This window comes from Phreatobacter aquaticus (genome assembly GCF_005160265.1).
Lineage (GTDB): Bacteria > Pseudomonadota > Alphaproteobacteria > Rhizobiales > Phreatobacteraceae > Phreatobacter > Phreatobacter aquaticus.
Genome location: NZ_CP039865.1, coordinates 3968603 through 3989404, shown reverse-complemented (window position 1 = coordinate 3989404; position 20802 = coordinate 3968603). Strand labels below are relative to the sequence as shown.

The following is a 20802-nucleotide window of genomic DNA, read 5'->3' as shown; positions in this document are numbered from 1 at the left end:
CGCCATGTATCAGGCCATCGTCTTCCTGCCGCTCATCGGCTTCCTGATCGCCGGGCTGTTCGGCCGCGCCATCGGCGCGCGCCCCTCGGAGATCGTCACCACCGCGCTGCTCGGCATTGCGGCGCTCCTGTCGTGGGTCGCCTTCTTCCAGGTCGGCTTCGGCGGCCAGGTCACCACCGTCAAGCTGCTGCCGTTCATCAATGTCGGCTCGCTCGGCGTGTTCTGGTCGCTGCGCATCGACACGCTCACCGCCGTCATGCTGGTGGTGGTCAATTCGGTGTCGTTCCTCGTTCACCTCTATTCGATCGGCTACATGAACGAGGATCCGCATCGCTCGCGGTTCTTCGCCTATCTGTCCTTGTTCACCTTCGCCATGCTCATGCTGGTGACCGCCGATGACCTCGTGCAGATGTTCTTCGGCTGGGAGGGCGTGGGTCTCGCGAGCTATCTGCTGATCGGCTTCTGGTACCAGAAGCCTTCGGCCAATGCGGCGGCCATGAAGGCCTTCATCGTCAACCGCGTCGGCGATTTCGGCTTCGCGCTGGGCATTTTCGGCCTCTACAAGCTCACCGGCTCGGTTGAGTTCAACACAGTCTTCGCTGCCGCCCAGGGACTGGTCGGCAAGAAGATGGAGTTCATCGGCCACCAGTGGGATGCGCTGACGGTTGTCTGCTGCCTCCTGTTCATGGGCGCCATGGGCAAGTCGGCGCAGTTCCTGCTGCACACCTGGCTGCCGGACGCCATGGAAGGCCCGACACCGGTGTCTGCCCTCATCCATGCCGCGACCATGGTCACCGCCGGTGTGTTCATGGTGGCGCGCCTGTCGCCGATCTTCGAATATTCGCCGACCGCTCTGACGGTGGTCATGTTCTTCGGCGCCACAACCGCCTTCTTCGCGGCGACCGTTGGCCTGGTGCAGAACGACATCAAGCGGGTGATCGCCTATTCGACCTGTTCGCAGCTCGGCTACATGTTCGTGGCGCTGGGTGCGGGCGCCTATTCGGTCGGCATCTTCCACCTGTTCACCCACGCCTTCTTCAAGGCGCTGTTGTTCCTCGGCGCCGGCTCGGTCATCCACGCGATGCACCATGAGCAGGACATGCGGAACATGGGCGGCCTCGCCCCCCACATCAAATTCACCTATGTGATGATGGTGATCGGCACGCTGGCGCTGACCGGCTTCGGCATTCCCTTCCTGCATGTCGGCTTCGCCGGCTTCCACTCGAAGGATGCGATCATCGAGGTCGCCTATGCCTCGCACAATGCGATGGGGCCCTATGCCTTCGCGCTGACGGTGGCCGCCGCCGCGATGACCTCGTTCTATTCCTGGCGCCTGATCTTCATGACCTTCCACCAGACCCCACGCTGGGCCGGTGGTCATGACGCCCATGGCCATGCCGCCAAGGCGGCGCATGGTCACGACGACCACGCCCATGCCAAGGACGATCACGCTCATGCCGATCATGGCCATGGCCATGGTCCGCTGCAGCCGCACGAGAGCCCGCTGGTCATGCTGGTGCCGCTGGCGCTGCTCGCCTTCGGCGCGGTGTTCGCCGGCGTCGCCTTCACCTACTGGTTCGCCGATCACCACGGCGTGGAGAAGTTCTTCCGCGAGGCGCTGTTCTTCCGCCCCGAGAACCACATCATGGAAGACTTCCACAAGGTGCCCGGCTGGGTTCCGTGGACGCCCTTCATCATGATGGCGGCCGGCTTCCTGCTGGCCTACCAGATGTATATCCGCAACCCTGGAAGCCCCGCGGCCCTGGCGAAGCAGCATCCGGCGCTCTACCAGTTCCTGCTCAACAAGTGGTATTTCGACGAGCTGTACGACTTCATCTTCGTCCGGCCGGCGCGCTTCCTCGGGCGCTTCTTCTGGAAGAAGGGTGACGGCTGGCTGATCGATGGCTTCGGCCCTGACGGCATCTCGGCCCGGGTGCTCGACGTCACCCGCGGTGTCGTCCGGCTGCAGTCCGGCTACCTCTACCACTATGCCTTCGCGATGCTGATCGGGGTTGCCGGGCTCGTCACCTGGTTCATGTTCTCCGGCGCCGGTGGAGCCCACTGATGTCCAACGCGCCCATCCTCTCGATCATCACCTTCCTGCCCCTGGTCGGCGCCGCCCTGATCCTCATGATCCGGGGCGACGACGAAGCGGCCAAGCGCAACATCCGCATGATCGCGCTGTTCGCGACGCTGGTGACCTTCGGCCTCTCGCTGATCCCGGTCTTCCTGTTCAACGCCTCGACGGCCGAGTTCCAGTTCGTCGAGCGCGCCAACTGGCTCGGTGGCGTGATTGCCTATCGCATGGGCGTCGACGGCATCTCGCTGCCGCTGGTGATCCTGACGACCTTCCTGATGCCGTTTTGCATCCTCGCCTCCTGGGTCTCGATCGACCGGCGGGTGAAGGAATACATGGTCGCCTTCCTGGTGCTGGAAACGCTGATGATCGGCGTGTTCTGCGCGCTCGACATCGTGCTGTTCTACCTGTTCTTCGAGGCAGGCCTGATCCCGATGTTCCTGATCATCGGCATCTGGGGCGGCAAGCGGCGCATCTACGCCTCGTTCAAGTTCTTCCTCTACACGCTCGCCGGCTCGCTCCTGATGCTGATCGCCATCATGGCGATGATCTGGGTGGCCAAGACCAGCGACATTGTCGAGCTCCTGAAGGTGGGGCCGAGTGTGTTCGGGCGAAACATGCAGTTCTGGCTGTGGGTCGCCTTCTTCGCCTCCTTCGCGGTGAAGATGCCGATGTGGCCGGTGCACACCTGGTTGCCGGACGCCCACGTGGAAGCGCCCACCGCCGGATCGGTGATCCTCGCCGGCGTTCTCCTGAAGATGGGCGGTTACGGCTTCCTGCGCTTCTCCATCCCGATGTTCCCGGAGGCGTCGCAGTTCTTCGCGCCCATGGTGTTCGGCCTGTCGGTGATCGCGATCGTCTACACCTCGCTGGTCGCCATGGTGCAGGAGGATATCAAGAAGCTGATCGCCTATTCGTCGGTGGCCCATATGGGCTTCGTGACCATGGGCATCTTCTCCGGCAATGCCGAGGGCATCCAGGGCGCGGTGTTCCAGATGGTGTCGCATGGCATCGTGTCGGGCGCGCTGTTCCTGTGCGTCGGCGTCGTCTACGACCGCATGCACACCCGCGAGATTGCGGCCTATGGCGGCCTGGTCCAGCGGATGCCGGTCTATGCGGTGATCTTCATGGTGTTCACCATGGCCAATGTCGGCCTGCCCGGCACGTCCGGCTTCGTCGGCGAGTTCCTGACGCTGCTCGGCGCCTTCAAGACCAACACCTGGGTGGCTTTCCTCGCCACATCCGGCGTGATCCTGTCGGCCTGCTACGCGCTGTGGCTCTACCGGCAGGTGATCTGGGGCGTGCTCGACAAGCCCTCGCTCAAGGGCATCACCGACGTCAATACCCGCGAACTGGTGATCCTGGTGCCGCTGGTCGTGCTGACGATCCTGTTCGGCATCTATCCCTCCGCTGTGCTCGGCACGTCGGAAGTGGCGGTGAACGCTCTCGTCCAATCCTATGGTCAGGCCATTGCCGCTGCCGGCAAGGCCGCGGCCTTGTCGCTGCATTGAGAGGGGGATCGGTCCCTTGAACGCTCCGCTCCTCCAGCTTGCCCCGATCGTCCCGGAACTGATCCTGGCCATCGGCGCCATGGCGCTTCTGATGTACGGCGTCTTCTCCGGCGAGAAATCGTCCGGAACCGTGTCGGCCGCCGCCGTCGTCCTGCTGATCGCTGCCGGCTTCGCCGTGATGCTGATCGGCGGCACGCCGCGCTCGGCCTTCGGCGGATCGTTCCTGTTCGACGGCTTTGCGCGATTCATGAAGGTGCTGGCCTTCTTCGGCGCGGCCATCACGCTCCTGATGTCGCACGACTTCCTCAAGCGGGCAGGGGCCGAGCGCTTCGAATTCCCGATCCTGATCCTCTTGTCGGCCACCGGCATGGGCGTGCTGATCTCGGCGGGTGACCTGATCGCGCTCTATATGGGCCTCGAGCTCATGTCGCTGGCGCTCTATGTCATCGCCTCGATCCATCGCGACGACCTGCGCTCGACCGAAGCCGGCCTGAAATATTTCGTCCTCGGCGCCCTGTCCTCGGGCATGCTGCTGTACGGCGCCTCGCTGATCTACGGCTTCACCGGAACCGTCTCGCTCGCCGGTATCGCGCTCGCCCTGAAGGGTGGTCCCATCGGGCTTGGTCTGATCTTCGGCCTGGTGTTCCTCATCGCCGGTCTCGCCTTCAAGATCTCCGCCGTGCCGTTCCACATGTGGACGCCGGACGTCTATGAGGGCGCGCCGACCCCGGTCACCGCCTTCTTCGCGGCGGCGCCGAAGGTTGCAGCCCTCGCGATCTTCGTGCGCGCCATGGTCACCGGCTTTCCGGCCGCCACGCTGCAATGGCAGCAGATCATCGTCTTCGTGTCGCTCGCCTCCATGGCGCTTGGCGCCTTTGCCGCCATTGGCCAGTCCAACATCAAGCGGCTGATGGCCTATTCCTCCATCGGCCATATGGGCTTCGCGCTGGTCGGCCTTGCCGCCGGCACCGCCTCCGGCGTGCAGGGTGTCGCCGTCTATATCGCCATCTACATGGTGATGACGCTTGGCACCTTCGCCTGCATCATCGCGATGCGCCGGGAAGCAGGTCCCGTCGAGACGATCGAGGATCTGGCGGGCCTGTCGCGCACCAATCCGGTGATTGCGGCTGCCCTTGCCGCGCAGCTGTTCTCGCTTGCCGGCATTCCGCCGCTCGCCGGCTTCTTCGCCAAGTTCTACGTGTTCTCGGCGGCCGTCGACGCCAAGCTCTATGTGCTGGCGGTGGTTGGCGTGCTGACCAGCGCGGTCGGCTGCTACTATTACCTGCGCGTCGTGAAGATCATGTATTTCGACGAGCCGGCCGCACCCTTCGTGCCCGCGCGCTTCGAGATCAAGGCGGTGATCGTGCTTGCCGCCCTGTTCGTGACGCTGTTCGTGGTCTATCCGGCGCCGCTGGTGGCCGCCGCCGGCGCCGCCGCGCGTTCGTTGTTCTAAAGCCCGGTGGCGAAGCTTTCAGACGCCGCGGCTGAGGCCGGCTTCCAGCTGGTCCATGTCGCGGAGACAGGGTCCACCAACCAGTTGGCCCTTGCCGCCGCCGCCTCGGGCGAAGAGCGCCCGACCTGGTTTCTGGCCGACGTGCAGACGGCCGGGCGTGGCCGCCGCGGCAAGGTCTGGTCGACCGAGCCCGGCAATCTCTCCGCGACCTTGATGCTGCGCGATCCCGCGCCTGCCACCAAGATCGCCGAACTCTGCTTCGTGTCAGCGCTGGCCATCGACGACGCGATCCTGACGCTGGCGCCAGACCTCGAGAGCCGCCTGCGGCTGAAATGGCCGAATGACGGGCTGATCGACGGCGCCAAGATGATCGGCATCCTGGTGGAGGCAACGACGCGCGGCTCGCTGACCCACGCCGTCCTCGGCATCGGCGTCAATGTCCGCCATCATCCGGGCAACGCGCCCTATCGGACGACCTCGCTCAACGATGAGGGCTTTCCGGTCACCCGCGACCAGCTGTTTGCGGCGCTGACCGCCTCGATGATGCGGGCGCTGTCGGTGTGGAATTGCGGCGAGGGTTTCGCCGCCATTCGGGCGGGATGGCTTGCGCGCGCGGCCGGCCTTGGCCAGCCCATCGTCGTCACTCACGACAAGACGCGCTACGAAGGCATATTCGCAGGCCTCGATCCCGAGGGCCGGCTCATTCTCGATACGCCCGACGGGCGTCAATTCCTGGGCGTCGGCGAAGTCTCGCTGATGTCTCAACCCATGGTGCACTGATAATGGCGGCAACCCCCAAGACCGCCGGCTCTGATCCCGAACTGGTCTTCGCGCCGCTCGGCGGCGTCGGCGAAATCGGCATGAACCTGTCGCTCTATGGCTTCGGGTCGCCGGCCAAGAAGGACTGGATCGCGGTCGATTGCGGCGTGGCCTTTGCCGGCCCCGACCTTCCCGGTATCGACCTGATCATGCCGGATGTCCGCTTCATCGCGGGCGAACGCAAGCGCCTGAAGGCGCTGATCATCACTCACGCCCACGAGGATCATATCGGCGCGGTCGCCGATCTCTGGCCGCGTCTGCAGTGCCCTGTCTATGCGACGCCCTTTGCCGCCGCCATGCTGGAGGCCAAGCGCTTCTCCGACATGGGCGCGCCCAAGGTGCCGATCCATATCCTCAAGCCCGGCGAGCGGCTGGATCTCGGACCGTTCAATGTCGAGATGATCGCGGTCGCCCATTCGATCCCGGAATCGACCTCGCTCGCCATCCGCACGCCGCTCGGCATCGTCATCCATACCGGTGACTGGAAGATCGATCCGACGCCGGTGCTGGGCGACAAGACCGACGAGGCGCGCTTCCGTGCGCTCGGCGACGAGGGCGTGCTGGCGCTGATCGGCGATTCGACCAATGCCATCCGCGAGGGCCAGTCGCCGTCCGAACGCGATGTCGCGACCGAGCTTGCCAAGATCATCTCCAAGGCCAAGGGCCGCGTGGCGGTGACGACCTTTGCCTCCAATGTCGCGCGCATCCGCTCGGTGGCGGAAGCCGCGCTCGCCTGCGACCGGCAGGTGGTGCTGGTCGGCCGGGCCATGGACCGGGTGGTCAACATTGCCCGCGAGCAGGGCATGCTGGAGGGCATTCCGCCCTTCGTCAGCCCGGAATCCTACGGCTATATCCCGCGCGACAAGATGGTGGCGATCCTCACCGGCAGTCAGGGCGAGCCGCGCGCGGCGCTGGCCCGCGTCTCCAATGACGAGCATCCGGAAGTCACCCTGACGCCGGGCGACACGGTGATCTTCTCCTCGCGCACCATTCCCGGCAACGAAAAGGCGGTCGGCGCCATCGTCAACGGCCTGGTCAAGCAGGGCATCCATATCATCACCGACCGGGACGGCCTGGTGCATGTCTCGGGACATCCGCGGCGCGGCGAGCTGGAGCAGATGTACCAGTGGGTGCGCCCGAAGATCGCCATTCCGGTCCATGGCGAGCCCTATCATATCGCCGAACATGCAGCGCTTGCCCGCCGCATGGGCGTCAAGGATGTGCTGCTCACCGGCGATGGCGACATCATCCGCCTGGCGCCCGGCGAACCCGATGTGGTCGACGCCCTGCCGGCTGCCCGCCTGTTCAAGGACGGCAATCTGCTGATCGAGGAGGCGACACCAACGGTTGGCGAGCGCCGCAAGCTGTCGTTTGCCGGCATCGTGTCGGTCGCCGTTGTGCTTGACGATCGCGGCCAGCTGGCCGGCGATATCGAGCTCGACATGGCGGGCATCCCGCTGGTCGACGCGCAGGGCGAGAGCCTGGCCGAGCTGATCGAGGAAACGGTTGCCGATTGCCTGGATGGCCTGCCGAAGGCGCGTCGTCGCGACCCCGAGGCAGTGAGGGACAGCCTGACCCGCGCCATCCGCGGAACGGTCAATGGCCGGTGGGGCAAAAAGCCGATGTGCCACGTGCTGGTGGTCACGGTATAAGGCCTCGTATCCGCCTGACCCGTGTCAGGAACCAGGGGAGGAGTGTCGATGATCGGCCGTCTTAATCACGTCGCCATCGCCGTGCGCGACATTGCCAAGGCGAGCGCGCTCTATCGCGACACGCTGGGCGCCAAGGTCACGGCGCCTGTTGCCCAGCCCGCCCACGGCGTGACGGTGGTCTTCGTCGAGTTGCCGAACACCAAGATCGAGTTCCTCGAGCCGCTCGGGGCCGACAGCCCGATCGCGCGCTTCCTCGACAAGAACCCCGACGGCGGCATCCACCATGTCTGCTACGAGGTGGATGACATTCTGGCGGCCCGCGATCATCTGAAGGCCCAGGGCGCACGTATCCTGGGGGATGGCGAGCCGAAGATCGGCGCGCATGACAAGCCGGTCCTGTTCCTTCACCCGAAGGACTTCAACGGGACGCTGGTGGAGCTGGAACAGGCATGAGCGTCGGCGCTGCGGTCGCGATCTATTTCATCATCTGGTGGCTGTGCCTGTTCGTGGTCCTGCCGTTCGGCGTGCGCTCGCAGGTCGAGGCTGGGACCGTCATTCCCGGCAGCGACAGGGGCGCGCCCGTGCGCCATCGGATGCTGAAGAATGCGCTCTGGACGACGCTCGTCTCGGCCGTCGTTTTCGGCGTCTTTTATGCCAATTTTGTCGGCGGCTACCTCACGCTCGACGACATCCCGTTCCTGCCGCGCTCGCCGCAAGACTAGATACGTATTCTACCGGAAGGCCTTGGCTGCACTTTTTTGCGCCACGGACTGCACAAGTTGATGACAAACGATTTTTCGTCGTCTAGCGTCATCTTGCTGCAAGAAAGAGGCCCCTTCCAACGTGAAGAAAGGTCTCGTGGCTCAGGTCTTGGGAGGAAGACCCCCTGAGGTGTGACGTTCACCGGAACGTCCGTCGCGGGCTAGAAAAAAGGGACTTTCGGCGCGATCTTCCGCGACGATGTAACCCTCAAGTGCATCACTGCGAGGAGGCGGGATCACTGATCCCGCCTTTTCTTTTTGTGCGGGCCGAAGGCGCGGGCGTGTGGGGCGGAATGGCGGTTCTCCGCCATGGTGCCCTTGCGAAAACGGCCGAAAACAGGTCAAGTCCGCCTCCCGCATTGCGGCATACCGCTTGTCCGCCGTTTTCATGTCCGAGGTCTTCGATGCGCTTGTCCCGCTATTTCCTGCCGATTCTGCGCGAGACGCCGAAGGAAGCCGAAATCGTCTCCCACCGCCTGATGCTGCGGGCCGGCATGGTGCGCCAGGAGAGCGCCGGCATCTATGCCTGGCTGCCGCTTGGTCTCAGGGTCCTGAACAAGGTCCAGAAGATCGTGCGCGAGGAGCAGGACCGTTCGGGCGCGATCGAACTGCTGATGCCGACCATCCAGTCGGCCGATCTCTGGCGCGAAAGCGGGCGCTATGAGGCCTATGGCAAGGAGATGCTGCGGATCAAGGATCGGCACGATCGCGAGATGCTGTTCGGCCCGACCAACGAGGAAATGATCACCGAGATCTTCCGGGCCTATGTGAAGAGCTACAAGGACCTGCCGCTCAACCTCTACCACCTGCAGTGGAAGTTCCGCGACGAGGTGCGGCCGCGCTTCGGCACGATGCGCTCGCGCGAGTTCCTGATGAAGGACGCCTATTCCTTCGATCTCGACCAGGCCGGCGCGGTGCACGCCTACAACAAGATGTTCCTGGCCTATCTCAGGACCTTCGACCGGCTCGGCCTGAAGTCGATCCCGATGCGCGCCGATACCGGCCCGATCGGCGGCGACCTCAGCCATGAGTTCATCATCCTCGCCGATACCGGCGAGAGCCAGGTCTATTGCCACAAGGACTATCTCGAGTTCCCGGTGCCGCCGGCCGACACCAATTTCGACGATGTCGCGGGCGTCAAGGCGACGGTCGCCAAGTGGACGTCGCTCTATGCGGCGACTGACGAGATGCATGACGAGGCTGCCTATAACGCGATCCCGGAGGCTTCGCGGGTTTCGGCGCGTGGCATCGAGGTCGGCCATATCTTCTATTTCGGCACGAAGTACTCCGAGCCGATGGGCGCGAATGTCCAGGGACCCGACGGCAAGCCGGTGCCGGTCCATATGGGCTCCTATGGCATCGGTCCGTCGCGCGTTGTGGCAGCGCTGATCGAGGCGAGCCATGACGAGGCGGGCATCCGCTGGCCGGAGGAGGTGGCGCCGTTCAAGGTGGCGCTGCTCAATCTCAAGCAGGGCGACAGCGCCTGCGACGCGGCCTGCGGCGAGCTTTACCAGACCCTCACCGCCAAGGGCGTCGAGGTGCTCTATGACGATCGCGACGACCGTCCGGGTGCCAAGTTCGCGACCGCCGATCTGATCGGCATTCCCTATCAGGTGATGATCGGCCCGCGCGGCCTTGCCGAGGGCAAGGTGGAGATGAAGGTGCGCTCGACCGGCGAACGCGAGATGCTGAGCCCGGCGGCCTTCGTGTCGCGGATCACCGGCGCCTGAGTTCGGTTGGTTGGAGCAGGCGGAGCGAGGTCTCCGTCCTGTTCCAGGACCGCTCCGCTGATCTCACCGGATTCCAAAGGCTTGGCGCCCATCCGGCGGAACGTCTCCGGCTGTTTCCGGAGCTGTTCCGTCCGCGCTCGAAAGGGCGAATTGCCAGTGGTTCGAATCCCTTGGCGCCGCTTGTTCGCATTCAGAATCCGCCAGTCTCCGCGCTTGCGAAACTGAGTCCGATCATGGCTTCAAGCCCTTGGAATGGCAGGCAAAAGCCTGTCAGCCAAGCGAGAACGCCTCGTGGACGGCGCTCTTGACGCCGCCGCCCATCTGGGGACCACCGCCGGCCACGTAGATCGCATCGCCGACCGCAACTGCACCCGTGCCATGGCGCGGCGTGATCATCGGCGCATAGGCCTCCCACTTGTCGGCGACCGGGTCATAGGCCTCGTTCTGGCCGTAGACGCGGTTCCAGCCCTCGCCACCCATGCAGAAGATCTTGCCGCGATACCAGACCGCGCCGTGACCGGAACGGCCGGTCGGGATCGGCGTGCGCGCCGTCCATTTGTCGGTCTGGGGATCGTAGGTGTGGTGCAGGTTGGAGTTGGTCAGGAACGAATCGACCCGGCCGGCGATCACATGGATCAAGCCGTTGACCACCAGCGTGCCTGTGTGGTCGCGGGCGAGGAACAGTGGCGCGCGCCTCGTCCAACTGTCCGCCTTGGGATCATAGACGAGGTGCCAGTCGATCGATTTCCGGTTCTCGAACGTGGTGCCGATCGCGCCGCCGATGGCGTGGATGTTCTCACCGATCGTCACGCAGGCCATGGCGCCGCAGGCCTGCGGCAGTGGGCGGATCTTCGACCATTTCTCGCCCTCGGCCCCATAAACGAAGCATTCGTCGTGGGGCGTGCGATTCTGCTCGATGAAGCCGCCAATGGCGTAGAGTTTCGCGCCTGCAACGGCGACGCCGACGTGGTTTGCACCCCGTGGCAGGTCTGGCGCGGTGATCCAGCGGTTCGCCGCGGGGTCGTAGATGTGGTGATATTGCTTGTCGACACGCTGCTCGGCATAGCCGCCGACGAGGTGCATCTTGCCTTGGCGCTCGACGCCCCAGGCCATTTCGGTGCGCGGGATCGGCAAGGGCGCGCGCACCGTCCAGCGGCCCTGATTGGCGGCTTTCGGTGCCGGGCTGTCGGTGACGGCCTGTTCGTTATGGATCGGCGGCAGATCGACCCGGCCCGGCGCATTCAGGCGCTCGAACTGGCCCTGATGATGCTGGTGCTGGGAGAAAGCGGGTGTGGAGATCGCGGCGAGGCCGCCGCCCACCATGAAGCGTCGCGAGATCGGAGGCATCGGGGAGGTCCTCGAGGGCTTGAGATCGATTGCAGGGAGGCTAGATCAGGTAGACCTGACAATTCCAGAGGGATTTGTCGGCGAGATGATGCGGGGGACCTCCATGGTCGGGCGGCCGCGAGCCACCTTTGGCTCGCCGTGACCACACAACGCTTGCAATCGCCGCCGGTCTCGCCAGATTCACCGGATGAACGAGAAGAATCCTTCGAACAGCGTCAGTGCGGGTCAGGCCAGAACCGGGGTTGCCTCGCCGGCGAGCGCCGATATCTCGGCCTTCCTCAAGAAGGCAGCAGCAGTCGGCCCGCCGAAGGTTGCCGGCGAGCGTGGCCGCCTGGTCTTCGCGATGGATGCCACGATGAGCCGGCAGCCGACCTGGGACATGGCCCAGGAAATCCAGGGCCAGATGTTCAGCGAGGCCGCCAAGGTCGGGACACTGGACGTCCAGCTGGTCTTTTTCCGCGGCGTCAACGAGTGCCGCGCCTCGGGATGGGTGAGCGAGCCAGCGACGCTTGCCGGCCTGATGCGCAAGATTTCCTGCGTTGGCGGCCAGACCCAGATCGGCCGGGTGCTGCATCACGCCGCGGAGGAGGCAACGGGCAGGCGGATCCATGCGCTGGTCTATGTCGGCGATGCGATGGAGGAGGCGATGGACGACCTCTGCGCCAAGGCGGGCCGCTTGGCGCTCGCCAATGTGCCGGTCTTCCTGTTCCAGGAGGGCGGCGATCCGCTGGCCGAACAGGCCTATCGCGAGGTTGCCCGGATCACCCGTGGCGCCTATGCACGCTTTGAACCGGGAGCGGCGGCCCAGCTGGCCGAGCTTCTCAAGGCCGTGGCGATCTTCGCCTCGGGCGGCCGGGCCGCCTTGACGGATGCGTCCGGACGCGGTGCCAAGGGGGCCCAGCTTCTGCTCGGCCAGATGCGTTAGAGTGCGTTCATGACCTATTTCATCGCGGGCCTGATCGCGCTCATCGTCTTTTCCGGCGGCCTGAATGCCATTCTCGGGGCCAATCCGAAATGGCTGTCGGCGCAGATGCGCAAGGCGGGCGGCGTTGCGGCCATCATTTTCGGGGTGTTCCTGGTGACGCGCGGCCAGTGGGAACTGGCGATTCCCGTGGTGATTGCGGGTACGACGCTGCTTGGCCTGATGCCAGGGCAGGGCATGCTGAGCAATTGGGGCAATGCCGGCTCGAAGACGCCGCGCCAGACCTCGACGGTGCGCTCGACCTTCATCGAGATGGAGCTCGACCTCGATACCGGGCAGATGGGTGGACGATTTGTCGCGGGCTCGCTTGCCGGACAGCGGCTGGAGCAGATTCAGATCGGTCGGCTTGTCGCGGCCTTCAGCGAGATCGACGCCGAGAGCGCGGCCCTACTCGAAGCTTATCTTGACCGCCGTGACCCCAGCTGGCGTGAAAACGCTCAAGGCAATGCGGGTGCGCGGCAGGGCGGCGCGCCGGCTTCGAGCGCGATGACCGAACAAGAGGCCCACGAGATCCTTGGCCTTCAGCCGGGGGCGGACGATGACGCGATCCGGAATGCGCATCGAACGCTCATGAAAAAGATTCATCCCGACCAGGGCGGCTCGACCTGGATCGCTTCCCGCGTCAACCAGGCCAAGGACGTTCTCTTGGGTCGCCATAACCGGAACTCCTGAACACGCTATCCGGAATGGGTCCGCTTCAGTTGCGGACCGGCATGCAATCGTAGTCGTTGCTCTTCAGAGCCCGGCAGGCCGCATCGGCACCGGCGCGGTCGAAGCCGGCGAAGCGGGCACGCACCAGGGTCATGCCGCCGCGCTCGACCCGCTCGGTATAGGGATCGGCCGAGCCGAGCTGGCGATTGGTGTTTTCGCGCGCTTCCCGCAGCGTCTCCATGGCGGCGGATTCCGTCGGGAAAGCACCGAGCTGGATCGACCATTCACCGCGACGGCGGGCAGCCACTTCGGTCTGGGGAGCGGGACCAGCTGCGGCCATCTGGACAGCCCGGTTCGGCACGGATGCGGTGGTAAGCTGCGAGGAGTGCAGCGTGCCAAGCACGCCGGGGCGTGGGTTCGGATTGCCTGGAGCGACCGAGGGCGCCGGCACCGGAGTTGAGCTTGCGGAGGCAAGCGTCGCGGCGGCGATCGGGGCCGGCGCGGTCTCTTGGCGAATGACGGGCCGTGGCGGTTGTGCGCTGGCCATCACCGGGGCGGCGGCCGAAGCGCCTGTCGAAGCGCCACCACGCGTCTGGCCAGCGGCGACCACGGCAACCGCCATTGGGGTGGCCGGAGCGGGAGCAGCGACCGGCTGGCGGCGACCGGGCACCGGTACCTGGGCCGCAGCCGTGATCCGCATGGGTGCACGCGCTTCGGGCTCGGTGGCCCGGGCGATCATCGGCGCCGTCCGCCGTCCGGCATAGGCCTGCGGCATGAAGGTCTCGATCAGCTGCCGCATGCGGGCGTCGCGGGCGCCGCCGGAACGGCCACCCATGACGACGGCCACGACCTGGCGGTCGCCGCGGCGGGCCGACGTCAGAAGGTTGAAGCCGGAGGCGCGGGTATAGCCCGTCTTGATGCCATCAACGCCCTGAACGCGACCAAGCAGATTGTTGTGGTTGCGGTGGTTCACGCCGCGATAGGCGAAGGAATAGGTCTGGAAATAGCTCCAGAAGCGGGGAAAATGATCCTGGATGGCGCGGCCGAGGGTCGCGAGATCGCGCGCGGTCGTCGTCTGCTCGGCGTCCGGCAGACCCGACGCATTGCGGAACGTGGTGCGGCCCATGCCAAGTGCGCGGGCGCGCCGCGTCATCAACTGGGCGAAGCGTTCCTCATCGCCCGAGATGTTCTCGGCGATCACGACGGCAACGTCGTTGGCGGATTTGGTGACGAGCGCCCGAATGGCTTCTTCGACCGTGATGGTCGAGCCGGCGCGGACGCCGATCTTGGATGGTGGCTGGCTTGCCGCTTCGGCCGAGACGCGCAGCGGCGATTGAAGCGAGAAGCGACCGGCTTCAATCTGCTCGAACAGGACGTAGAGCGTCATCACCTTGGTGACGGAGGCAGGGAAGCGCTGTCCGTCAGGCGATTCCTGATGAAGCACCTGACCAGTCTTGGCATCGATGACAATGGCCGAATAGGCCGGGGCATAGCCCGCATAGCGGCGGCCACGCGCCTCGGCGTCGGTTGTCAGACTTGCCGATGCCAGTCCTGCGACTGCCAAGAGAGCAATGTACCAGCCACGGGGGCCGTTGCCGGCCCGAGCTGAGCTCCTGATGGTCGTCATGACACCACCCCTGCATGCAGCGGCCGGGGCCATCCTGGCGACCGATCCGCATTTTCTTGTCCCGCCATGTGGCGAGGGGGCGCGGTTGCTCGATCGGAAGGGCGATACCGACAGTCCCAGGGGACTGCCGGCAACGCAACACCACTCTCGGCGATACGCAGCCGTACTCGACACACCGCTCCCGCTCATCACGGCAACGTGGAAACAAGGTAACCGGGAGCGGTTGCCAGGAAGTTAAGCGGCTACGGACCGCCTGCGCGGAGGATGCGCCAGACGCTGACTATCCGTCGGATGGCCGATTGGTGCACTGCGAAAGATTAATTGACGCAGTGCAGCATTGGACCTATCGGTTGGGTGTCTCTCGGGCCCTGGTCCGGGCGGGAATGAGCAAGAAACGCGGCGCAGCCGCCTCTTAGGAGACATGACATGGCCCAGACATTCGATGACGTGCAGAAGCTCGGCAAGGACGGCCTCGACAATGCGATGAAGTCGATGACCGCCGTGACCAAGGGCTATCAGGCGATTGCCGCCGAGGTGGTCGATTATGCCAAGAAGTCGTTTGAAGACAATTCGGCCGCCGTCGAGAAGATTGCCACGCTGAAGAGCCTGGACAAGGTGATCGAGCTCCAGTCCGAGCTGGCCAAGGGTGCCTACGAGACCGCTGTCGCCCGCGTCACCAAGATCAACGAGCTCTATTCGGCGCTCGCCAAGGAAGCCTTCAAGCCCTACGAGGGCCTGTTCGCCAAATTTGCTCCGGCGAAGTGACGATTTGCGGCTCCGGGGCAAACCGCGGAGCGGCCACACCATTGAAAAGCCCGGCGGATCGCTCCGCCGGGCTTTTTCATATCTCAGCTCGGGTCCCTATTGGGTCAGGCGGAGCTGGCCGATCTGGGCCGCGATCGCCTGGAACACCGGGATCAGCTGGGCTGCGGTCGAGACGTCATAGTACATGGTGGTCTGAGAGGCACAGCGGCGGAGCAGGGCGGCATCGCCGTTGATCACGCGCACGGTGTAGAGCGTGATGCCGTTCGCCTTGACGTTGGTACAGGCGAGGTCAGTGCGCGCGTCAATCGAGTTTCCGTTCGTCGTCCAGCGGTTCTGCGTGTTGTCGCCATCGGTCAGCAGAATGATGATCCGCTCAAGATCGGGTTCGGTTGCCAGCGTGCGCGCCTCCGTCAGCGGCTGCGAAGGGGTGAGCATATGGAAACCCCAGGCCAGCCCGATTGTGACGTTGGTATTGCCGGAGGGGCTCATCTGGTCGACCTTGGCATTCATCGCAGCCCAGTCGGTGGTGAGCGGCAGGATGCTGGCCAGGACGCCCGTCGAGCACTGGCGGGCCGGAAACAGCGTTCCAGGGACAGAGGTTGTCGGCGTTGTGTCGTTGACGTCATAGCTCTGGTCGCGGTCAGTGACGCATCCTGTCCAGTTGCTGGCGGACAGGTTGCTGACGCCGGAATAGCTCAGCCACGACTGGTTCTTGTAGGTCGTGCCGATATTCACCTGGGTGTCGAACGGCACGATGCCGATGCGCACGGCATCCGGCCGGGTCGCCACGGCCTGCATCGACGCGATCAGGTTCTTGGCGGCGGTCTTGAGGGCAGCCATCTTGCCGGAACTGGCCATGGACCCGGTATTGTCCAGCACGAGGACGAGATCGATCTTGCGGGTTCGCCAGGTTGCGGCTGATGTGCCGGAGACCTGCAGATTGTTGTCGGTCAGGATATTCGCGATCATCGGGTTGATCATCCCGGTGCCGGACACCCGGATGACGCCCCCATCCATCACCGCGGATATCTGGACGTTGACCAGTTCGGTCGGATTGATATTGCCCTGGACCGCCTTCAGGACGGCGGCATTCAAGTCCCCCGTCAGTTTGCCGTCGGCGACCTGACGGGCAACCCGAAGCGCCGCTGAATCGAGGGCTGCCTGCAGACGCGCCTGTTGCTGGCTCATCCGACTGAGGTCGATGGCAGCGCAGATCATCATCATGACCGGGTACATCGAGACAGCAAAGGCGACCGCCAACGAGCCCCGCTTGTCGGCTAAAAATCGCCGAAGCTTGTTCATCATCATGAAATAACCCTTTGCCTGCGACCAGTTGCAGGATAGGGGCTGCGAAATAAGCAATCGGAATCGTGGGTTCCGCAATTAGGGCAAGTTTTTAAGTATAGTGCGCCGCCGATTTTAACCCAGCCGCGGCGAAAACCTCTTTATTCGCAAGGGAAGGCCGCTGACGCAGGCCTTACATAGCGTCAAGAAGAGCCCTGGTGGCTGCCGCAACGTCATTCTGCCGCATCAAACTTTCTCCGACCAGCAGGGCGCGAATGTTCACACACGCAAGGCGCGCAACGTCCGCCGGCGTGAAGATACCGCTCTCACCGACAAGCAGCCGATCGGGTGGCACAAGCGCTGCCAGACGCTCCGAGGTCTCCAGGCTGACCTCGAACGTGCGGAGATTGCGGTTGTTGATGCCGATCAGCCGGGACGGCAGGCGAAGGGCCCGCTCAAGCTCGGCTGCGTCGTGGACTTCGATCAACGCGTCCATACCGTAACCGGCCGCCGCCGCGATGAGATCCGCGGCGAGTGCATCGTCGACCGACGCCATGATGACCAGGATGCAATCGGCACCCCAGGCGCGCGCTTCCGCCACCTGATAGGTGTCGTGCATGAAGTCCTTGCGCAGGGCTGGAAGCGCGCAGGCGGACCGCGACGCGGTCAGGAACTCCGGTGCGCCTTGGAAGGAGGGGGCGTCGGTCAATACCGACAGGCAAGTGGCGCCGCCAGCTTCATACGCCCGCGCGAGAGCCGGGGGATCGAAATCCGGCCGGATCAGACCCTTTGACGGGCTCGCCTTCTTGATCTCGGCGATGAGCGCGGTGCGCCCGCCGGCGATCGTCCGCTCGATCGCGCGCGCAAACCCACGCACAGGATCAGCCACGCTCGCCGCGCGATCCATCTCGGCTGCCGAGCGCTTGAGCTTTGCTGCCGCAATTTCCTGAAGCTTGTAGGCCTCGATTGTCTTCAAGATGTCGGACATGGCCAGATATGCCTCGGATCAGTCCGCGGCTGACGCGGCAACCAGACGGTCGAGCCGCCGGGCGGCGGCACCGCTGTCAATGGCATGGTTGGCCATGGCGAAAGCATCTGGGAGGGTCGCAGCCTTGCCGGCAACGACCAGCGAAGCCGCTGCATTCAGAGCCGCAACATCGCGATAGGCGTTGCGGGCACCGTCCAGCACGGCACGCAGCGCCGCTGCATTGTGATTGGCATCGCCACCCTTCAGGTCACCCGGTGCGCAGGGTGTTAGCCCGACATCCTCGGGCGTGACCTCGAACGTCGTGACCTTGCCGTCCTTGAGCTCTGCCACAGCGCTCGGGCCGGTGCCGGTCACCTCGTCGAGGCCATCGGAGCCGTGGACGACCCAGGCGCGCTCGGACCCGAGATTCTTCAGCACCTCGGCAATCGGCTCGACCCATTGACCGGCAAAGACGCCAACCATCTGACGCCGGACACCGGCCGGATTGGACAGTGGCCCGAGCAGGTTGAAGATCGTCCGCGTGCCGAGTTCCACCCGGGTCGGACCGACATGTTTCATGGCGGGGTGGTGGGCTGGCGCGAACATGAAGCCGATGCCGGCCTCGCGGATGCACCGGGCGATCTCGTCGGGGCCAAGGTCGATACGCACGCCGAGCGCCATCAGGCAGTCGGCAGAGCCCGAGCGCGAGGAGAGCGCCCGGTTGCCGTGCTTCGCGACGGGCACGCCGGCGCCAGCGACGATGAAGGCGGCACAGGTCGAGATGTTGAGGGAATGGGAAGCGTCGCCGCCGGTACCGACCACATCCACCGCATTGTCGGGGGCCACAACGCGCACCATCTTGGCGCGCATGGTCTCGACCGCCCCCGTGATCTCGTCGACGGTTTCGCCGCGGACCCGCAGCGCCATCAGGAAGCCGCCGATCTGCGAGGGCGTGGCGCTGCCAGACATGATCTGGTCGAAGGCTGCCGCTGATTCCTGGCGGGTCAGCGGAGCTCCGGTCGCAGCCTTGGCGATCAGGGTCTTGAATTTTTCCATCACGCGCGTCTCTGGCCGGCATTCCATTCGGAAGCGAGTTTCAGGAAATTGCCGAACATGGTGTGCCCATGCTCGGAAGCGATGCTTTCCGGGTGGAACTGGACACCATGGACGGGGCGGGTGCGATGCATGAGCCCCATGATGACGCCATCCTCGGCTTCCGCCGTGATCTCGAGCAAATCCGGCCAGGTCGCGCGATCGACGGTGAGCGAATGATAGCGGGTTGCCTGGAACTTGCCGTTGATGCCGCGAAAGACGCTGCGGCCTGAATGGCTGATCTCCGACATCTTGCCATGCATGGGCTTAGGCGCGCGGATCACGTCGCCTCCGAAGGCCTGGCCCATGGCCTGGTGGCCAAGGCAGACGCCGAAGATCGGGATATTGGCGGACGCCTTGTCGATCAGGTCGAGGCAGATGCCGGCCTCGTTCGGTGTGCAGGGACCCGGCGACAGCACGATCGCATCGGGATTGGCCGCGATCACCGCGTCCGCTGACGTTTTGTCGTTGCGGATAACGTCCACCTCGGCGCCCTGTCCGCCGATATAGTGCACGAGGTTCCAGGTGAAGCTGTCGTAATTGTCGATGAGGGTGATCTTCACTGGCCCCTCCCGGCGCGTGCCGCCGTCTTCACCGCTTCGTCGGCCGCCGTCAGAAGGGCCTTGGCCTTGTTGACGCATTCTGCCTGCTCGGAGGCATTGACGCTGTCTGCGACGATGCCGGCGCCGGCCTGGACATACATCTGGCCGTCCTTCACCACCGCCGTTCGCAGCACGATGCAGGTGTCCATGGCGCCATCGGCCGAGAAATAGCCGACGCACCCGGCATAGAGGCCGCGCTTTTCCTTCTCAAGCTCGTCGATGATCTGCATGGCGCGCACCTTGGGCGCGCCTGACACCGTGCCCGCCGGAAAGCCCGCTGCCATGGCATCGATCAGGTCATGTTTCGGGTCGAGATCGCCCTCGACATTCGAGACGATGTGCATGACGTGGGAATAGAGTTCGAGGAAGAACTTGTCGGTGACATTGACCGTGCCGATCTTCGAGACCCGGCCGACATCATTACGGCCGAGATCGAGCAGCATCAGGTGCTCCGAGCGCTCCTTGGGATCGGCGAGCAGCTCCTCGCCAAGACGGATGTCGTCGGCAGGCGTCGCGCCGCGCGGCCTGGTGCCGGCAATCGGGCGGATCGTGACCTTGCCATCGCGCACGCGGACCAGGATCTCCGGTGACGAGCCTGCGACCGAGAAGCCGTCGAAGGCGAGATAGTAGAGGAAGGGGGAGGGGTTGACCCGCCTCAGCGCGCGGTAGAGCGAGAAGGGCGGCAGCGTGAACGGCGTCGAGAAGCGCTGCGACAGCACGACCTGGAAGATGTCGCCAGCGGCAATGTAATCCTTGGCGCGATCGACCATTGCCGAATAGTCGGCGACCGAGGTGTTGGACACGAGGCCCGCCATGATCTCGGCGTGGTCTGGGAGCGGTGTCTGCTTGTCGAGCGGGGTGTCGAGGGCGTCGACGACCGCCGTGATCCGATCCACCGCCCGGTCATAGGCCGCTTTCGCCGTCTGCCCGGCCTGTGGGCGGACGGGCGTCACCACTGTGATCTGGTCCTTCACCGCATCGAAGACGAGGACAATGGTCGGGCGGATGAAAAGGGCATCCGGCAATCCCAGCGGGTCGGGATTGACGTCCGGCAGATGCTCCATCTGCCGCACCATGTCGTAGCCGAGATAGCCGAAAACACCGGCAGCCATGGGCGGGAGGCCGTCCGGGATGACGATCCGGCTCTCGGCGAGCAGCTTGCGCAGTTCGGTGAGCGGTGCATCGGACAGTGGCACGAAGGCGGCCTTGTCGGCCTGCGGCCGGCGATTGACCTCGGCAACCGAGCCTCGGCAGCGCCAGACTAGATCCGGCTTCAGGCCCAGGATCGAATAGCGCCCCTTGACCGCGCCGCCTTCGACCGATTCCAGCAGAAAGGCGTTGGTGTGATTGCCGGCGATCTTCAGATAGGCGGAGACCGGCGTCTCAAGGTCGGAGACGAGCCGCGTCCAGACCACCTGTGGGGCGTTGCCCGCATAGGTGGCCTCGAAGCTCTCAAAACTCGGCTCGATCTGCATGGCCGGA

Annotated in this window: 18 protein-coding genes; 11 read left to right on the top strand and 7 right to left on the bottom strand. The window is 64.7% G+C overall.

The window, feature by feature from the left end:
- Positions 1–4 precede the first annotated feature (4 nt).
- The 8 genes from nuoL (at position 5) to proS (ending at position 10003) form a co-directional block, all read left to right on the top strand.
- On the top strand, positions 5–2065 hold the full coding sequence (gene nuoL / locus E8L99_RS18905; RefSeq protein WP_137101007.1) for an NADH-quinone oxidoreductase subunit L: 2061 nt from the start codon (positions 5–7) through the stop codon (positions 2063–2065).
- Entirely contained in the window at positions 2065–3588 is a 1524-nt protein-coding gene (locus tag E8L99_RS18900) for an NADH-quinone oxidoreductase subunit M (protein ID WP_137101006.1), read from the top strand. Before nuoL ends, E8L99_RS18900 begins: the two co-directional genes overlap by 1 nt.
- Positions 3589–3604: 16 nt before the next feature.
- Positions 3605–5041: an NADH-quinone oxidoreductase subunit NuoN gene (gene nuoN / locus E8L99_RS18895; protein WP_252511159.1), complete on the top strand. Its 1437-nt coding sequence runs from the start codon at positions 3605–3607 to the stop codon at positions 5039–5041.
- Between the two features lie 6 nt (positions 5042–5047).
- Positions 5048–5821 (top strand): biotin--[acetyl-CoA-carboxylase] ligase, encoded by a 774-nt coding sequence (locus E8L99_RS18890; protein ID WP_252511158.1) that lies wholly within the window; start codon positions 5048–5050, stop codon positions 5819–5821.
- Positions 5822–5823: 2 nt separating this feature from the next.
- On the top strand, positions 5824–7512 hold the full coding sequence (locus tag E8L99_RS18885; RefSeq protein ID WP_137101004.1) for a ribonuclease J: 1689 nt from the start codon (positions 5824–5826) through the stop codon (positions 7510–7512).
- Positions 7513–7560: 48 nt separating this feature from the next.
- Positions 7561–7965 (top strand): methylmalonyl-CoA epimerase, encoded by a 405-nt coding sequence (mce, locus tag E8L99_RS18880; protein ID WP_137101003.1) that lies wholly within the window; start codon positions 7561–7563, stop codon positions 7963–7965.
- On the top strand, positions 7962–8234 hold the full coding sequence (locus tag E8L99_RS18875; protein ID WP_137101002.1) for a DUF1467 family protein: 273 nt from the start codon (positions 7962–7964) through the stop codon (positions 8232–8234). The genes mce and E8L99_RS18875 overlap by 4 nt, the downstream gene beginning before the upstream one ends.
- Before the next feature lie 443 nt (positions 8235–8677).
- A complete protein-coding gene (gene proS, locus E8L99_RS18870) occupies positions 8678–10003 on the top strand; it encodes a proline--tRNA ligase (RefSeq protein ID WP_137101001.1) in 1326 nt (441 codons plus the stop codon).
- 270 nt (positions 10004–10273) lie between these two features.
- Here proS and E8L99_RS18865 read toward each other — a convergent pair whose 3' ends face one another.
- On the bottom strand, positions 10274–11350 hold the full coding sequence (locus E8L99_RS18865) for a Kelch repeat-containing protein (protein ID WP_252511157.1): 1077 nt from the start codon (positions 11348–11350) through the stop codon (positions 10274–10276).
- 187 nt (positions 11351–11537) lie between these two features.
- Here E8L99_RS18865 and E8L99_RS18860 point away from each other — a divergent pair, with 187 nt between their 5' ends.
- Positions 11538–12275, top strand: a complete 738-nt coding sequence (locus E8L99_RS18860) for a VWA domain-containing protein (RefSeq protein ID WP_137101000.1) — start codon at positions 11538–11540, stop codon at positions 12273–12275.
- A 9-nt stretch (positions 12276–12284) separates the two neighbouring features.
- Positions 12285–13004 carry a DnaJ domain-containing protein gene (locus E8L99_RS18855; protein WP_137100999.1) on the top strand — a complete coding sequence of 240 codons (720 nt, stop codon included), beginning with the start codon at positions 12285–12287 and terminating at the stop codon, positions 13002–13004.
- Positions 13005–13029: 25 nt separating this feature from the next.
- Here E8L99_RS18855 and E8L99_RS18850 read toward each other — a convergent pair whose 3' ends face one another.
- On the bottom strand, positions 13030–14610 hold the full coding sequence (locus E8L99_RS18850; protein WP_137100998.1) for a D-alanyl-D-alanine carboxypeptidase: 1581 nt from the start codon (positions 14608–14610) through the stop codon (positions 13030–13032).
- 426 nt (positions 14611–15036) lie between these two features.
- Here E8L99_RS18850 and E8L99_RS18845 point away from each other — a divergent pair, with 426 nt between their 5' ends.
- The gene (locus tag E8L99_RS18845; RefSeq protein ID WP_137100997.1) at positions 15037–15375 is read left to right on the top strand and encodes a phasin family protein; all 339 of its coding nucleotides are present in this window, start codon (positions 15037–15039) and stop codon (positions 15373–15375) included.
- A gap of 96 nt (positions 15376–15471) precedes the next feature.
- Here the strand turns inward: E8L99_RS18845 and E8L99_RS18840 are convergent, their stop codons facing one another.
- From E8L99_RS18840 to trpE, 5 genes are all read right to left on the bottom strand, one after another.
- Positions 15472–16683 (bottom strand): vWA domain-containing protein, encoded by a 1212-nt coding sequence (locus E8L99_RS18840; protein WP_137100996.1) that lies wholly within the window; start codon positions 16681–16683, stop codon positions 15472–15474.
- A gap of 169 nt (positions 16684–16852) precedes the next feature.
- Positions 16853–17647, bottom strand: a complete 795-nt coding sequence (trpC, locus tag E8L99_RS18835) for an indole-3-glycerol phosphate synthase TrpC (protein WP_137100995.1) — start codon at positions 17645–17647, stop codon at positions 16853–16855.
- An 18-nt stretch (positions 17648–17665) separates the two neighbouring features.
- Entirely contained in the window at positions 17666–18682 is a 1017-nt protein-coding gene (gene trpD / locus E8L99_RS18830; protein WP_137100994.1) for an anthranilate phosphoribosyltransferase, read from the bottom strand.
- Positions 18682–19281 (bottom strand): anthranilate synthase component II, encoded by a 600-nt coding sequence (locus E8L99_RS18825; protein WP_252511156.1) that lies wholly within the window; start codon positions 19279–19281, stop codon positions 18682–18684. The genes trpD and E8L99_RS18825 overlap by 1 nt, the downstream gene beginning before the upstream one ends.
- Positions 19278–20795 carry an anthranilate synthase component I gene (gene trpE, locus E8L99_RS18820; protein ID WP_137100992.1) on the bottom strand — a complete coding sequence of 506 codons (1518 nt, stop codon included), beginning with the start codon at positions 20793–20795 and terminating at the stop codon, positions 19278–19280. The genes E8L99_RS18825 and trpE overlap by 4 nt, the downstream gene beginning before the upstream one ends.
- Positions 20796–20802: the final 7 nt, after the last annotated feature.

Excerpts from the sequence above, each read along its gene's own strand:
- nuoL (WP_137101007.1), top strand. The coding sequence starts at position 5 with ATGTATCAGGCCATCGTCTTCCTGCCGCTCATCGGCTTCCTGATCGCC.
- E8L99_RS18900 (WP_137101006.1), top strand. The coding sequence starts at position 2,065 with ATGTCCAACGCGCCCATCCTCTCGATCATCACCTTCCTGCCCCTGGTC.
- E8L99_RS18885 (WP_137101004.1), top strand. The coding sequence starts at position 5,824 with ATGGCGGCAACCCCCAAGACCGCCGGCTCTGATCCCGAACTGGTCTTC.
- mce (WP_137101003.1), top strand. The coding sequence starts at position 7,561 with ATGATCGGCCGTCTTAATCACGTCGCCATCGCCGTGCGCGACATTGCC.
- E8L99_RS18875 (WP_137101002.1), top strand. The coding sequence starts at position 7,962 with ATGAGCGTCGGCGCTGCGGTCGCGATCTATTTCATCATCTGGTGGCTG.
- proS (WP_137101001.1), top strand. The coding sequence starts at position 8,678 with ATGCGCTTGTCCCGCTATTTCCTGCCGATTCTGCGCGAGACGCCGAAG.
- E8L99_RS18865 (WP_252511157.1), bottom strand. The coding sequence starts at position 11,350 with ATGCCTCCGATCTCGCGACGCTTCATGGTGGGCGGCGGCCTCGCCGCG.
- E8L99_RS18860 (WP_137101000.1), top strand. The coding sequence starts at position 11,538 with ATGAACGAGAAGAATCCTTCGAACAGCGTCAGTGCGGGTCAGGCCAGA.
- E8L99_RS18855 (WP_137100999.1), top strand. The coding sequence starts at position 12,285 with ATGACCTATTTCATCGCGGGCCTGATCGCGCTCATCGTCTTTTCCGGC.
- E8L99_RS18850 (WP_137100998.1), bottom strand. The coding sequence starts at position 14,610 with ATGACGACCATCAGGAGCTCAGCTCGGGCCGGCAACGGCCCCCGTGGC.
- E8L99_RS18845 (WP_137100997.1), top strand. The coding sequence starts at position 15,037 with ATGGCCCAGACATTCGATGACGTGCAGAAGCTCGGCAAGGACGGCCTC.
- E8L99_RS18840 (WP_137100996.1), bottom strand. The coding sequence starts at position 16,683 with ATGATGATGAACAAGCTTCGGCGATTTTTAGCCGACAAGCGGGGCTCG.
- trpC (WP_137100995.1), bottom strand. The coding sequence starts at position 17,647 with ATGTCCGACATCTTGAAGACAATCGAGGCCTACAAGCTTCAGGAAATT.
- trpD (WP_137100994.1), bottom strand. The coding sequence starts at position 18,682 with ATGGAAAAATTCAAGACCCTGATCGCCAAGGCTGCGACCGGAGCTCCG.
- trpE (WP_137100992.1), bottom strand. The coding sequence starts at position 20,795 with ATGCAGATCGAGCCGAGTTTTGAGAGCTTCGAGGCCACCTATGCGGGC.